The organism is Kocuria sp. CPCC 205261 (assembly GCF_040981025.1).
In the GTDB taxonomy this organism is placed as follows: Bacteria; Actinomycetota; Actinomycetes; order Actinomycetales; family Micrococcaceae; genus Kocuria; species Kocuria marina.
Map to the genome: position 1 here is coordinate 132,328 of NZ_JAVKPU010000002.1, position 13,123 is coordinate 145,450.

Genomic DNA, 13,123 nt, shown 5'->3' on the forward strand with positions numbered 1-13,123 from the left:
TATCCTTCACCGCGCGTTTGACCTCGTGTCGCTCGTGCGTATCGCCGTGCGTCGTTCTGGGGTGGGTCGGATCGACGCTTCAGTCCTGCGTCGCGGGAACCAGACGCAGGGACACCGAGTTCATGCAATAGCGCAGATCCGTGGGAGTGTCGTACCCCTCGCCCTCGAACACGTGGCCCATGTGCGAGTCACAGTTCGCGCAGCGCACCTCCACGCGCTTCATCCCCATGGTTGTGTCCTCGATGTAGCGCACCCGGTCCTCCGCGAGCGGCGCGAAGAAGGACGGCCACCCGCAGTGGGACGAAAACTTCGTGTCCGAGCGGAACAGCTCGGCCCCGCACGCGCGACACTCGTACACGCCCTGCGTGGTGGTGTCCACGTACTCGCCCGTGAAGGGGCGTTCGGTCCCGGCCTGGCGCAGCACCTGGTACTCGAGCGGGTTCAGTTGTTCACGCCACTGCGCGTCCGTGCGCGCCGCGGCGGCCTCCGGGCTCAGGGCTCCGCCGGTGCGGGCGCTCGTCTCGTGGTTCGGCTCCGTGGTCACGGGGCGCCTCCTTCTCGTCGTCATGTGACTTCCTCCCTGTCCAACCATGCGTTCGCGCCGGTTATGCCCGTACGACCTCGCGTAGCCGCCGTTCGACGCTCGCGCGCGCCGTGTATTCGGGGTGCCTGCGGTGACCGGCCCGCCATCCAGGTCCCCGTGATCGGCGCGTGCCAGAATGACGACATGACTACCCTGATCACCCCCGGGCAGGATTCGAACGCGCGCTCGTGGCGCCGCGGCGCGGTGGTGGGCGCCGCCGCGAGTATCGGAGCAGCGTCGGCGACGTTCGCGTTGTCGGGAGGTCTGGCGGCACTCGTCGCGCGCCACGTGGTCACCCCGTCCACCCGGCCCGGCAACGTCCAGGTGCTCAAGCTCGAGAAGGACCCCAACTCGGGACAGGAACTGATCACGCTGCCCGCGAACCCGGACACCCGGGTCGCCGGGACGTACGCCCTACGGTTCGACGACGGTCGCGGCCTCGCGCGGATCGGCTTCATCGTGCGCCAGACCGGGGGCACCGTCACGCGGCTCGTGGAGCGCGTGTACCGCGGGGAACTCGCGGTGGGCAAGCGCGGGTGGTGGACCGGGACCGTGTACGCGCGACCGTCGGACGCCGGGTTGGCCTATGGCAAGATCCACGTGGAGATGCCGCTGGGGCCCGCGCCCGCGTGGGTCATCCCCGCGGACGGGGACACGGCCACCGCACACCACACCGGCACGTGGGCGGTCATGGTGCACGGCCGCGGCGCCCAGCGCCCGGAATGCATCCGCGGGGCCAGGGTGGCCCACGAACTGGGGTTGCACTCCCTCATCTTGTCCTACCGCAACGACCAGGAGGCACCCTCCACCCCGGATCAGCGCTACGGGCTGGGGTTCACCGAATGGGAGGACATCCAGGCGGGAATCGGCTATGCGCTGGACCACGGAGCGTCGGACATCGTACTGTTCGGGTGGTCCATGGGCGGGGCCATTGTGTTGCGCACGACCGAACTGACCGAGTACCGCGACCGCATCCGAGCGCTGGTGCTCACGGGGCCGGTCGTGGACTGGTACGAGCTACTGGCTCACCAGACCCGGATCCACCGCATCCCGCGGCGCGTGGGTCGCATGGCGGCGGACCTGATCTCCCACCGCATGGGCCCGCGGATCACCGGGCTGGCCGCGCCCCTGGACCTGCATGCCCTGGACTGGCTCTCCCGCTGGGAGGACATCACTACGCCCACCCTGATCCTGCACTCCACGGACGACGAGGTGGTCCCGGTGGCCGGGTCCGTGGAACTCGCCAATCGCAGTCCCTACGTGGACTTCGTGGGGTTCTCCGGGGCCCGGCACACCAAGGAATGGAACATCGACCGCAAACGCTACGAGCGGGCCATCCGTGACTGGTTGCCCGCGGCGCTCACTCGCCGAGCCGGGCGTGGATCTGGCGTTTGATCCGACCGAGCATCGCGGACATCCCGCGCATGCGCAGCGGGGACACCAGCTTGGTCAGCCCGAAGCGTTCCGGCAGGTCGTCGGGTACGTCCAGCACCTGGGACGCCGGCAGGCCGTTGAGCCCCTCGTGCAGGATGGATGCGAAACCGCGCGTGGTGGGCGCTTCCGCCGGCGCGGAGAAGAACAGGGCGACCGGTGCGTCCGCACCGGACCCGTCCAGTTCCACGGTCAGGAACAACGGCGACTGACACTCGGTGACCTGCTCGAGTTCCTCCGGGTGCTCGCCGAGCCGCGCGGGCAGCGCGGGCAGCGAACGGGAGAACTCGAGCAGCAACTGCAGCTTGTCGGGTTCGGGGACCTCGTGGAACTCGGTCACCAGCTCCCGCAACTGTTCGGGCAGGTCCTGGGTGCTCACCGCGCGGCCCCGGGGGCCTCGCCGCGTTCCTCACCCTGCGCCACGGGCACGCGCACGGCGTTGCCCCACTCGGTCCAGGACCCGTCGTAGTTGCGCACGTTGTCGAAGCCGAGCAGGTGGGTCAGCACGAACCACGTGTGCGAGGAACGCTCGCCGATGCGGCAGTACGCGATCACGTCGTCGTCCTGCCCGAGCCCGACCTCGTCGCGGTAGATGGCGTCGAGGTCCTCGCGGGACTTGAACGTCCCGTCCTCGGCGGCGGCCCGGGCCCACGGCACGGACGCCGCGGTGGGGATGTGTCCGCCGCGCAGCGTGCCCTCCTGCGGGTAGTCGGGCATGTGGGTGCGCTCGCCCGTGTACTCCTGGGGGGAGCGCACGTCGATCAGGGGAGTGGTGCCCAGCGCGGCCAGCACGTCCTCGCGGTACGCGCGGATCACGGAGTCGTCCCGCTCCACCGCGGGGTACTCGGTGGGGGTCACGGGGGTCGCGTCCGTGGTCAGTTCGCGGCCCTCGGCGATCCACTTGTCGCGCCCGCCGTTCATCAGGCGCACGTCCCGGTGACCGAACAGCGTGAAGACCCACAGGGCGTAGGCGGCCCACCAGTTGGACTTGTCGCCGTAGATCACCACGGTGTCGTCGCGGGAGATCCCCTTGCGGGACATCACCTCGGCGAACTGCTCCCCGTTCACGTAGTCGCGGGTGTCCGGTTCGTTGAGGTCCGTGTGCCAGTCCACCTTGACGGCCCCGGGGATGTGCCCGGTCTCGTACAGCAGGACGTCCTCGTCCGATTCGACGACGACGACGCCGGGCGTGCCGACGTGATCGGCCACCCACTGCGTGGACACCAGACGTTCCGGGTGCGCGTACTGCGCGAACGCGTCGTTCTGCTCTGCTTCTACAGCCATGAGACTTCTCCTTGTCCTTGTGCTGTCGTGGGCGCTGCGCACGCACGTGCCGTGCGCGTCTCGTTCTCCAGCGTAGTGGTGCGCGCGCACCCGGCGCATGCCGGCCCGCGTGTGCCGTCATACGCGGTCGCCGTGTTCACCACGGGCTGACCGGTAGCATCGGGGGAGAACGGGACGCCCGGCGCGTCCCACGTACTGTCCGTTTACCGCAGGACCGGTCCCGGTGCGCGCCCGCCGCGGCGCGCGATCCGGAACCGGTCGGGAGGCCCTGTCACGTGAGCACTCAGATCGAACACCTCGTGGAGCGCGATCCACGCGTCTCGGCCGATGAACTGCTGGCCGGTTTCACCCCGTCCGAACGCTTCGGGGAGGTGTCGTTCGACACGTACCGCCCTGATCCGTCGCAGCCCTCGCAGGCACAGGCGGTCGAGAAGCTCAAGACCTTCGCGGCGGGCGCGTCCGGGGGCGGCGCCTCCGGTGGCGGGTTCTTCTCCAAACTCTTCGGCGGGCAGAAGAGTTCCGGCGCGGCGCAGGGGATCTACCTGGACGGCGGGTTCGGCGTGGGCAAGACCCACCTGCTCGCGTCCCTGTGGCACGCCGTGCCCGGGCCCAAGGCGTTCGGCACGTTCGTGGAGTACACCAACCTGGTGGGTGCGCTGACGTTCCGCCGCACCGTGGACGCCCTGAAGGAATACACCCTCGTGTGCATCGACGAGTTCGAGCTCGACGACCCCGGGGACACCGTGCTGATGTCCCGGCTCATGCGCGAACTCGCGGACGCGGGCGTCAAGCTCGCGGCCACGTCCAATACCTTGCCCGGTTCACTGGGCGAAGGCCGGTTCGCGGCGCAGGACTTCCAGCGTGAGATCCAGGTGCTGTCCTCCCAGTTCGAGGTCGTGCGCATCGACGGCGAGGACTACCGTCACCGCGGACTGCCGAACGCGCCGTCGCCCCTGCCCGACGACGCCGCGCTCGACGCCGCCGTCGAACAGCACTTCGCGGGTCGGCGTGTGGCGATCGACGACTTCGACGCGCTCGTGGAACACCTTTCCCGCGTGCACCCCTCGCGCTACCGTGCGCTGATCGAGGGCCTGGACGCGATCGCGTGGCGCGGGGTGCGCACGATCGACCAGCAAGCGGTGGCGCTGCGGTTCGTGGTGCTCGCGGACCGGTTGTACGACCGGGACCTGCCCATCCTCTCCACGGGCGTGCCGTTCGACCGCGTCTTCACGGAGGAGATGATGGCCGGCGGCTACCAGAAGAAGTACTACCGGGCGGTCTCCCGCCTCACGGCACTCGCCCGGGAGGCGGACGAGGCCTGAGACCCGCGAGAGCGGTGGCGACGCCGCGGCGTCGCCACCGCGCGGGTGACCGGTCCTTGAGAGGAGCCCTCGAGCCCGTGGGGCGCACCCTCGAGCCGACGTGAGAACGGGGTCCCTTCCGATCGGAAGGGACCCCGTTCTCACGCGGCGGTGCAGATCATTCGTTGCCGCTGAGCCGATCGCGCGCGGCGTCCTGGCCTTGATCGACCTGGCCCTCGAATTTGTGACCGGTCTTCTCGTCTACGGCGTCACCCGCCTTGTCGAGGCCCTGGTCGACCTTGTCCTGGTGGTTTCCGGCGGCATCCTTGGCCTTGTCCGCGAGTCCTCCGAGATCCGGCATGATCTGTGTCCTTCCGGTAGGTGAACCAGCCCGGTGTCGGGTCGGTACGTTCATCCTGCACGGCTTCCGTCACATACGGAAGGACCCCGACACGGGGTTCACCCTGAGGGAACATGACGCGATGGGTCCGGGGTGGAAGGAATCGGGCCCCGTTCGTTCCCGCCTGAAGTGGAGTACCCTGGGAAGTCGTCCCGCGCGCCAGCCGACCCCGCGAGAACCGGTGTGCAGTGCTCGCCCGCCGAGCGCCGTCGGCGTCATCCAGCGGGGCGGGAACCCCCATCCACGAAGGAGCCAGTGCGCGCCATGACCACCGAGAAGGTCGAACTGCTCCGCCACCCGGCGGAGGCCATCAACTGGAATCGCGTCCAGGACGAGAAGGACACCGAAGTCTGGGACCGTCTGACGTCCAATTTCTGGCTCCCCGAGAAGGTCCCGCTGTCCAATGACGTCCAGTCGTGGAAGACGCTCACGGCCGAGGAGCAGGACCTCACCATGAAGGTGTTCACGGGCCTGACCCTGCTGGACACCATCCAGGGCACCGTGGGCGCGGTCTCCTTGATCCCGGACGCCAAGACCCTGCACGAGGAAGCCGTGTACACGAACATCGCGTTCATGGAATCCGTGCATGCGAAGTCCTACTCGTCCATCTTCTCCACGCTGTCGTCCATGAAGCAGATCGACGAGGCGTTCCGCTGGTCGCGCGAGAACGAGCACCTGCAGCGCAAAGCCGACATCGTGCTGACGTACTACAAGGGTGACGACCCGCTGAAAAAGAAGGTGGCCTCCACCTTGCTGGAGTCCTTCCTGTTCTACTCCGGGTTCTACCTGCCCATGTACTTCTCCTCGCACGCCAAGCTGACCAACACCGCGGACCTGATCCGGTTGATCATTCGCGACGAGGCCGTGCACGGGTATTACATCGGCTACAAGTACCAGCGTGGTCTGCTGCAGGAGGCCCCGGAGCGTCAGGAGGAGCTCAAGGCGTACACGTACGAGCTGCTGGACGAGCTCTACGACAACGAGGTGGCCTACGCCGAGGCGCTCTACGACTCGGTCGGCTGGACCGAGGACGTCAAGAAGTTCCTGCACTACAACGCCAACAAGGCACTGAACAATCTGGGCTACGAGGCCCTGTTCCCGCGGGAAATGACGGACGTGTCCCCGGCCATCCTCTCCTCGCTGTCCCCGAACGCGGATGAGAACCACGACTTCTTCTCCGGTTCCGGCTCCTCCTACGTGATCGGCAAGGCCGTGAACACGGAGGACGAGGACTGGGACTTCTGAGTCACTGAGCGCCCGCCCTCCCGGAGGGCGTTTCGAGGCCCGGATCCGCACGGTGTATGCGGGCCCGGGCCTCGTCGCATGCCGTGGTGGGTGGGCGATCCGCGGGCGTGGTGGGCGGCGTGTGACACGCGGGCGGGGCTGGCGTGGAGTGTGGTGGGTGAACATCTGTGCCGCGAAACGACCCCTTTTACCCCCGATTTCGGTGCGTATCGGAGCACAGATGTTGTGCAGTGCGCTCGCCGCGGGGCAAGGGGGGCGGGGGTGTGTTGGGTGGGAGTGTGCGGCAAACAAGGCCGTGGAATGGGCCGTGGAATGAAGAGCGGGTGGCGCGCGGGTGCGTCCCCCAATGTGCGGCTGTCATCACGTGGCCGCTGTTCCTAGGCTGGAGCCGCAAGGGGAGAGGTTTCCCGCCAACCCTCAGGCGTTCCGGGGGGAACGCCGGGTTGGTGGGGGCACGATCGACAACCGTGAAGAACTGCACAGTCATGCACTCGCCACGGGAGATCTTCGTAGGGGGCTTGAACGTGATGCACGCAAAATCGTCCGTCAAATCAGTGCTCTCGGTCGCCGAGCTGGGCACGCTCAACCAGCTCATGCGCGGTGCCGGCACGGTGGAACCGTTCGAACGTGAACTGGTGTCCCGCGTGTTCGTGGGTGCTCGTGCGTGGCTGCAGGAACAGGAAGAGGGCGCGGAACTCACCCGTGACCAGCGCAAACGTTGGAACGCCGCCGTGCGCTACGTCAATCGCTACGTCTCACGCGGCGGTGTGACCATGTCGTGGCGAGTGCTGCGTTCCTTGGGCAACTCCACGGATCTGCTCGCGAACCACCACGTGCTCAAGACCGCGATGGTAGCTGCCGCCGCTCACGGTCCGGTCACCGCGGCCGAGGAGAGCCGCATGGCCACTGCGCTCACGGCCCCGCCCCGTCCGGCGGCGCGGTTGACCACCTCCGCGGCGTGATGCTCCACACGTCGTCGACTTAACGCGTGCCACGTCCGGCCGGGTGAGCGAGGAGTTGCGGGGAACGGACCCGCCCGTGCCGCCGCGTCCGGGTTCCGAGCGGGCCCCGCTGCACTAGAGTTGGCGCCAGCATGAAACTCATACGTCAGCGCGAGTCCCTGGGCGCCGAACAGGACTACCGCCGCGCCCTGTCCATCCTCGACGCCGCGCGCGGTGGCGCCACCGAACCCGTGCTGCGCGTGTACCAACCGCGGCCCACGGTGGCCTTCGGTCGCCGCGACGAACTCAACCCCGGGTTCCCCCGGGCCCGTCAGGCCGCGCTCGACGCCGCGTTCACCCCGCTCGTGCGCCGCGTGGGTGGCCGTGCGGCCGCGTACCACGGGGGTTGCTTGGTCATCGATCACGTGGAACCGGATCCGGATCCTAAGACGGGTATCCAGGACCGGTACCGCCTGTTCGGGGACATGGTGGTCGCAGCGCTCGAGGAACTCGAGATCCCGGCCCAGGTGGGAGAGATCCCGGGAGAGTACTGCGCGGGGGAGTACAGCGTACACGCACCGGGGACAGCGGCGGATCCGAACCAACCGGTCAAACTCGCCGGTACCGCGCAGCGTGTCGTGGCCGGGGCGTGGTACTTCTCCACGGTGCTCGTGATCGAGGTAGCCGAGCCGTTGCGCAGCGTCCTGGAGGACGTGTATTCGTGCCTGGGTGTGTCGTGGGAACCGGCCACCGCCGGGTGCGTCGCGGACGTCCGACCGGGCACCACGGTCGCCGAGGTCGAGGCCGCGCTCATGAACGTGTACGACCGGTACTCGTCCTACATGGGGTACGGCCCCGTGAGCGGATCGCGGTAGGACCGACAACCCGTCACGGGAGGAGAACACCATGTGCGGTCGTTATGTGATCGCCCGGACCCCGGGCCAGCTCGCACTGCCCTTCGACGCGCAGGTCGACGACTCGATTGCCGGGGGCGTGGAACCCAGCTGGAACGTGGCTCCCACGCACACGGTCCCGATCCTGCTCGAGCGGCTCTCACCGGACGGTCAGCTGCTCCCGGAGATCCACGCCGCGCGCTGGGGCCTCGTGCCCTCGTGGGCCAAGGAGCTGTCGATCGGGTCCAAGATGTTCAACGCCCGCTCGGAGACCGTGACCGAGAAACCGTCCTTCCGGGCCGCGGTCAAAGCCCGGCGCTGCGCGATCCCCGCGGACGGCTATTACGAATGGAAGGCCCCGGAGTCCGGGCGCGGGAAGAAGCAACCGTACTTCGTGCACCCCGAGGACGGTTCCCCGATCTGGTTCGCCGGGATCTACGAGTGGTGGCACGTTCCCGACGACGCCGCGGACCTCGCGCGTGCCGAGCAGACCCGGCCGGGCAAGAACGCGCAGGACGACGCGGGCCGGTGGTTGCTCTCGTGTTCGATCCTCACGCGCGAGGCCCCCGACGCGCACGACGAGAACTCGCACCTCGCCGCGCTGGGAGCCCTGCACAACCGGTTGCCCATGGGCATGACCGAAGCGTTCGCGCGCGAATGGATCACCCCGGACAAGGACCACGCCCCGGAACTCGTGCACCGCGCGGTGGCCGGCGCGTTGGAGGTCGCCGCGCAGTGGCGCATGCATGCCGTGAGCACGGACGTGGGGTCGGTGAAGTCCCAGGGGGAGTACCTGGTGGAACCCCTGCAGACCTTGCTGTAGCCGCGGCCGGGGCGTGTCACAACCCCGGTGAATGTCCTCGGTGCGGCCCGCCGCACCGCAAGACCTCGGCCCTCTGCCTATGGTGGAGACGGTGCACCGACGCACCCACACCGACGATAACCGAGGGTAGACATGGTTGAACTGGGCAACACCCTGACCGATGACACGCGCTGGCTGATCGACTTCGTCCGCTCCGCCGGAGCCGGCGTGCTCGCGAGCAACAGCGGCACGGGATATCCCGAATCCGCGTACGTCCACGTGGCTGCCACGGACGACGGACACATCGTCTTCGGGACCAACACCAAGTCCCGGAAGTTCTCCAACATCACGTCCGACCCGCGCGTGTCCATGGTCGTGATGCGCGACGGCACGCACGAGGTGCAGCTCGAGGGAGAGGCCAGGGTCCTCGAAGGGGCCGACGCCGCTCCGGCCGGTCAGACGCTTGCGGCACAGCACCCGGGTGCGACCGACACGAACGATCCCGAGAACCTGCGGGTCCTGGACATCACGGTGCGTTGGGCCACGCGCACGGACGCATCCCAGGTCCCGCCGCGCAGCGACGAGCTCACGCTGCGCTGACGGGTTGCTGCCACGCTGACGGGTTCGCCCCTCGCTGTCGAACGACGGCGCGGGCGCGTCACGGAGGGGCGCCGGTGCGCTCGGCGGACGCCGATTCGTTCCACGACATGCAGTGCATCCATCCGCAGCAAGAGACCCGGGTCGCCTCAGGCGATCCGGGTCTCTTGCATCCGGTTCAGAACGGTTCGGTTCTAGGCGGGTCGGTCTTGGACGGCTCGGTTCCGGGCAGCTGCGTCCCGAACAGCCGCAGCACCGTCAGAGTTCGTCCTGCTCCGGGATCCAGCGGTTGAAGTCGAGCGTGAGGTAGAGCGCGAGCGCCGCGGAGTTGTCCTCCGGGATCCGCACGCACACCTCGTGGTAGCCGTTCTCGTGCAGGGACGTCATGACCTGGCGCACGAGCTGCTCCGCCAAGCCGCGGCGGCGGTGCGAGGACGCCGTGAAAAGTTCGAACAGGTACGGCACGTCCGGAAGGTGCGGGTCATCGCGGCGCTCGAGCACGATGGCCGCGGCCACGGGGTTGCCGTCCTCGTCCTCGATCACCTGCGACTGTTCCTGCAAGAACGGGCCGAACTCACCCCGGAACGCGTCCCGGACCGTGGTCTCCGCATCCTCCTGCGTGCCCACGGTCCCGGAGCCGTAGGCCTCCCGGAGCAACCGGGCGAGCGCGGCGGTGTCCTCGTCCGTCACGGAACGGCTCGTGGCCGTGAGCTCCCGGGGGGTCAGCTCGGTCCGCGCGATTAGCGTGATGGTTCCAGTCATCATGGCCTCCCATGGGTCATCGGTACACACGGTAGTTCTTGCCCCTCAGGGTAACCGAGAAGACCCCGGTTTCCACGGGCGTACTACGGTGGAGGGGCAGGCCCGTCCGAGCCCCGGCCCACGGCACCGCGGTGGGCGCGAGCGGCGTCGTCGTCCCACGCGGGGACCGCAGCCCGGAGGCCACCGTCCGGCGTTAGTGAGGAGAGCGAGAACCATGACCGAGAACCCCCAGACCGATTCCACACCGGAGGGCGAGACCGCCCGGATCTGCCGCGAGTTGATCCGCTTCGACACGAGCAACTACGCGAGTGGTGAGGCCAAGGGCGAGCGTGCGGCGGCTGAGTACGTGGCCGAGCTGATCCACGAGGTGGGCCTCGAGGCGCAGTACTTCGAGTCCGCCCCTGGCCGCGCGAACGTGTTCACCCGTATCGAGGGCAAGGACCCGAGCGCGGACGCGCTGCTCGTGCACGGCCACCTGGACGTGGTCCCCGCCGCGGCGCAGGACTGGTCCTTGGACCCGTTCGCAGGGGAGGTGCGGGACGGGATGATCTGGGGCCGCGGCGCGGTGGACATGAAGGACATGGACGCCATGATGCTCTCGGTGCTGCGCCACATGCGCCGCACGGGAACCGTGCCCGAGCGGGACATCGTCTTCGGGTTCTTCGCGGACGAGGAAGCCGGGATGCGCTACGGCTCCAAGTGGATGGTGAGCGAACATCCCGAGGTCTTCGACGGTGTCACGGACGCACTGAGCGAGGTGGGCGGGTTCTCCGCGAACATCGGCGGCAAGCGGGCCTACCTGCTGCAGACCGCGGAGAAGGGCCTGCTGTGGTTGAAGCTCATCGCACAGGGCCAGGCCGGGCACGGCTCCGGGCTGCACGAGGACAACGCCGTGACGCACCTGTCCCGCGCCATGGCGAACATCGGGCAGTACACGTGGCCCGTGGAACTGACCAAGACCACCCGCGCGTTCCTGGACGAGGTCACCGAGCTGACCGGCGTGGAGTTCGATCCGGAGAACCCGCAGCGGCTGTTGCGCGAACTGGGGGATGTGGCCCGGTTCGTGGGGGCGACCCTGCAGAACACCTCGAACCCCACGATGCTCGACGGCGGATACAAGACGAACGTGATCCCCGGGACCGCGCAGGGCACCGTGGACGTGCGGTTCCTGCCGGATCAGCGTGATCTGGTGATGGAGAAGCTCCAGGAGCTCGCGGGTGACAAGGTGCGCTTCGAGGCCGAGTTCGAGGACATCGGGCTGGAGGTCCCGTTCTCGGGCAACGTGGTGGACGCCATGGTGGACGCGCTGCAGGCCGAGGACCCCGACGCCGTGGTGCTGCCCTACATGCTCGGCGCGGGCACCGACAACAAGTCCCTGGCCACGCTCGGGATCACCGGCTACGGATTCGTCCCGCTGCAGCTGCCTCCGGAACTGGACTTCACGGGCATGTTCCACGGCGTGGACGAGCGCGTGCCCGTGGCCTCGCTCGAGTTCGGTTCGCGTGTGCTGGACCGCTTGCTGCGCACGTACTGAGCCCCCCGCGCTCGCCGGCCCGAACGACGTCGGCCCCGCGTCGTACTGCCAAGTCCTCGCGACCTCGTGCACGCCCCACGCGACCGGACCCGCGCGACGCCGGCCCGCCCCGCGTTCCGCCTCATTCCACTGGCCTGACCACCGAAGGAGCCCCCATGACCGCCGTGACCGAACTGCTATCCGACGAGCTGCTCGCCGAGATCAGGGACCGCGCCGCCGCGACCGACCGCGACAATGCGTTCTTCGCCGAGGACTTCGATGCGCTGCGCGAGATCGGCTACCTGCGGATGCTCGTCCCGCGCGAGTTCGGCGGGCTGGGCTTCACGCTCGAGCAGGCCGCGCAGGCGCAGCGCCGCCTCGCCACGGCCGCACCGGCCACCGCGCTGGGGATCAACATGCACCACGTGATCGTGGGGATCGGCCACACCCTCCACCTGCGCGGGGACGATCGCGCGCAGCGGATCTTCCTCGACGCCGTGGCCGGGGAGGTCTTCGCGTTCGGGATCTCCGAGGCGGGCAACGATTCCGTCCTCTTCGACGCGACCACGAGCGCCGAGCCCGTGGCCGAGGGCTGGCGCCTGCACGGCACCAAGATCTTCACGTCCCTGTCCCCGCGCTGGACGCGCCTGCTCGTCCACGCCCGGGTCTCCGGGGACGACGACGCCGCACCCCTCGTCTTCGGGTTCCTCACTCGGGAGGACCACGGGTCCCCGGCGGGAGGGGTCACGGTGCGCGAGGACTGGGACGCGCTCGGGATGCGGGCCTCGCAGTCGTGCACCACGGTGCTGGACGGTGCGCTGCTGCGCACCGAGGACGTGCTCACCAGGACCCCTGCCACACCCAACCCGGACCCCGTGGTGTGGGGGATCTTCGGGTGCTTCGAACTGTTGCTCGCGGCGGTGTACACGGGGATCGCCGACCGCGCGATCGACGTGGCCGTGGAGATCACGACCACGAGGCGATCCCTGGCCAAGGACGCCCCGTACTCGGACGACCCGGACATCCGCCGGCACATAGCCGGGGCCGGTGTGCTACGGGACGGGGTGGAACTGCAACTGCGGCAGTTGTGCGCGGACGTGGACGCCCTGGGCTCGGACCGGGAGCCGGCGCACGGGCCGCGGTGGTTCATCCTGTTCTCCGGGGTCAAGCACCGGGCCACGGAAGCCGCGCGCGCCGTGGTGGACCTGGCGCTGCGGGCGTCCGGGGGAGCGCAGTACCGGCGCGGTTCCGAGCTCGAGCGGCTCTACCGGGACGTGCTGGCGGGGATGTACCACCCCTCGGACGAGGAGTCCGTCCACGCGGCCACGGCGAAATCCCTGCTGGGACCCGTCTCGTCCTGAGCGATCCCGG

14 protein-coding genes are annotated in these 13,123 nt (G+C 68.8%); 9 read left to right on the plus strand and 5 right to left on the minus strand.

All coding sequences use genetic code 11. The features are described 5' to 3' along the window. Positions 1-79: 79 nt before the first annotated feature. Positions 80-568: a peptide-methionine (R)-S-oxide reductase MsrB gene (msrB, locus tag RF646_RS03680; RefSeq protein ID WP_064846781.1), complete on the minus strand. Its 489-nt coding sequence runs from the start codon at positions 566-568 to the stop codon at positions 80-82. Positions 569-727: 159 nt separating this feature from the next. Here msrB and RF646_RS03685 point away from each other — a divergent pair, with 159 nt between their 5' ends. Continuing rightward, positions 728-1,978, plus strand: a complete 1,251-nt coding sequence (locus RF646_RS03685) for an alpha/beta hydrolase family protein (RefSeq protein ID WP_368835236.1) — start codon at positions 728-730, stop codon at positions 1,976-1,978. Here RF646_RS03685 and RF646_RS03690 read toward each other — a convergent pair. After that, positions 1,944-2,393 (minus strand): SufE family protein, encoded by a 450-nt coding sequence (locus RF646_RS03690; RefSeq protein WP_085105972.1) that lies wholly within the window; start codon positions 2,391-2,393, stop codon positions 1,944-1,946. The genes RF646_RS03685 and RF646_RS03690 overlap by 35 nt on opposite strands. Beyond that, entirely contained in the window at positions 2,390-3,298 is a 909-nt protein-coding gene (locus tag RF646_RS03695) for a sulfurtransferase (protein ID WP_085105973.1), read from the minus strand. Before RF646_RS03695 ends, RF646_RS03690 begins: the two co-directional genes overlap by 4 nt. Positions 3,299-3,573: 275 nt before the next feature. Between RF646_RS03695 and zapE the strand changes: the two genes are divergently transcribed. Continuing rightward, positions 3,574-4,620 carry a cell division protein ZapE gene (zapE, locus tag RF646_RS03700; RefSeq protein ID WP_064846785.1) on the plus strand — a complete coding sequence of 349 codons (1,047 nt, stop codon included), beginning with the start codon at positions 3,574-3,576 and terminating at the stop codon, positions 4,618-4,620. Positions 4,621-4,777: 157 nt separating this feature from the next. Here zapE and RF646_RS03705 read toward each other — a convergent pair whose 3' ends face one another. Further along, positions 4,778-4,960, minus strand: a complete 183-nt coding sequence (locus RF646_RS03705) for an antitoxin (RefSeq protein ID WP_312917033.1) — start codon at positions 4,958-4,960, stop codon at positions 4,778-4,780. 303 nt (positions 4,961-5,263) lie between these two features. On the opposite strand from RF646_RS03705, the gene nrdF reads away from it, so the two are divergent. The 5 genes from nrdF to RF646_RS03730 all read left to right on the plus strand — a co-directional run bounded on the left by nrdF (position 5,264) and on the right by RF646_RS03730 (position 9,480). After that, entirely contained in the window at positions 5,264-6,244 is a 981-nt protein-coding gene (gene nrdF, locus RF646_RS03710) for a class 1b ribonucleoside-diphosphate reductase subunit beta (RefSeq protein WP_064846975.1), read from the plus strand. A gap of 527 nt (positions 6,245-6,771) precedes the next feature. Then, positions 6,772-7,206 carry a hypothetical protein gene (locus RF646_RS03715; protein WP_368835305.1) on the plus strand — a complete coding sequence of 145 codons (435 nt, stop codon included), beginning with the start codon at positions 6,772-6,774 and terminating at the stop codon, positions 7,204-7,206. Between the two features lie 131 nt (positions 7,207-7,337). Then, positions 7,338-8,060: a biotin/lipoate A/B protein ligase family protein gene (locus tag RF646_RS03720; protein ID WP_368835237.1), complete on the plus strand. Its 723-nt coding sequence runs from the start codon at positions 7,338-7,340 to the stop codon at positions 8,058-8,060. A 31-nt stretch (positions 8,061-8,091) separates the two neighbouring features. Continuing rightward, the gene (locus tag RF646_RS03725; protein ID WP_368835238.1) at positions 8,092-8,901 is read left to right on the plus strand and encodes an SOS response-associated peptidase; all 810 of its coding nucleotides are present in this window, start codon (positions 8,092-8,094) and stop codon (positions 8,899-8,901) included. Between the two features lie 132 nt (positions 8,902-9,033). After that, entirely contained in the window at positions 9,034-9,480 is a 447-nt protein-coding gene (locus tag RF646_RS03730; protein ID WP_098055514.1) for a pyridoxamine 5'-phosphate oxidase family protein, read from the plus strand. A gap of 255 nt (positions 9,481-9,735) precedes the next feature. Here the strand turns inward: RF646_RS03730 and RF646_RS03735 are convergent, their stop codons facing one another. Beyond that, positions 9,736-10,242 carry a GNAT family N-acetyltransferase gene (locus RF646_RS03735; protein WP_231885618.1) on the minus strand — a complete coding sequence of 169 codons (507 nt, stop codon included), beginning with the start codon at positions 10,240-10,242 and terminating at the stop codon, positions 9,736-9,738. Positions 10,243-10,453: 211 nt separating this feature from the next. Between RF646_RS03735 and RF646_RS03740 the strand changes: the two genes are divergently transcribed. Both RF646_RS03740 and RF646_RS03745 read left to right on the plus strand, forming a co-directional pair. Beyond that, positions 10,454-11,773 (plus strand): M20/M25/M40 family metallo-hydrolase, encoded by a 1,320-nt coding sequence (locus RF646_RS03740; protein WP_144996796.1) that lies wholly within the window; start codon positions 10,454-10,456, stop codon positions 11,771-11,773. A 155-nt stretch (positions 11,774-11,928) separates the two neighbouring features. Next, a complete protein-coding gene (locus tag RF646_RS03745) occupies positions 11,929-13,113 on the plus strand; it encodes an acyl-CoA dehydrogenase family protein (RefSeq protein WP_368835239.1) in 1,185 nt (394 codons plus the stop codon). The last annotated feature ends 10 nt before the right edge of the window (positions 13,114-13,123 follow it).

What these genes read in the sequence shown, in the direction of transcription:
- msrB (WP_064846781.1), bottom strand. Translation starts at nt 568, where the DNA reads ATGACGACGAGAAGGAGGCGCCCCGTGACCACGGAGCCGAACCACGAG.
- RF646_RS03685 (WP_368835236.1), top strand. Translation starts at nt 728, where the DNA reads ATGACTACCCTGATCACCCCCGGGCAGGATTCGAACGCGCGCTCGTGG.
- RF646_RS03695 (WP_085105973.1), bottom strand. Translation starts at nt 3,298, where the DNA reads ATGGCTGTAGAAGCAGAGCAGAACGACGCGTTCGCGCAGTACGCGCAC.
- RF646_RS03705 (WP_312917033.1), bottom strand. Translation starts at nt 4,960, where the DNA reads ATGCCGGATCTCGGAGGACTCGCGGACAAGGCCAAGGATGCCGCCGGA.
- nrdF (WP_064846975.1), top strand. Translation starts at nt 5,264, where the DNA reads ATGACCACCGAGAAGGTCGAACTGCTCCGCCACCCGGCGGAGGCCATC.
- RF646_RS03715 (WP_368835305.1), top strand. Translation starts at nt 6,772, where the DNA reads ATGCACGCAAAATCGTCCGTCAAATCAGTGCTCTCGGTCGCCGAGCTG.
- RF646_RS03720 (WP_368835237.1), top strand. Translation starts at nt 7,338, where the DNA reads ATGAAACTCATACGTCAGCGCGAGTCCCTGGGCGCCGAACAGGACTAC.
- RF646_RS03725 (WP_368835238.1), top strand. Translation starts at nt 8,092, where the DNA reads ATGTGCGGTCGTTATGTGATCGCCCGGACCCCGGGCCAGCTCGCACTG.
- RF646_RS03730 (WP_098055514.1), top strand. Translation starts at nt 9,034, where the DNA reads ATGGTTGAACTGGGCAACACCCTGACCGATGACACGCGCTGGCTGATC.
- RF646_RS03735 (WP_231885618.1), bottom strand. Translation starts at nt 10,242, where the DNA reads ATGATGACTGGAACCATCACGCTAATCGCGCGGACCGAGCTGACCCCC.
- RF646_RS03740 (WP_144996796.1), top strand. Translation starts at nt 10,454, where the DNA reads ATGACCGAGAACCCCCAGACCGATTCCACACCGGAGGGCGAGACCGCC.
- RF646_RS03745 (WP_368835239.1), top strand. Translation starts at nt 11,929, where the DNA reads ATGACCGCCGTGACCGAACTGCTATCCGACGAGCTGCTCGCCGAGATC.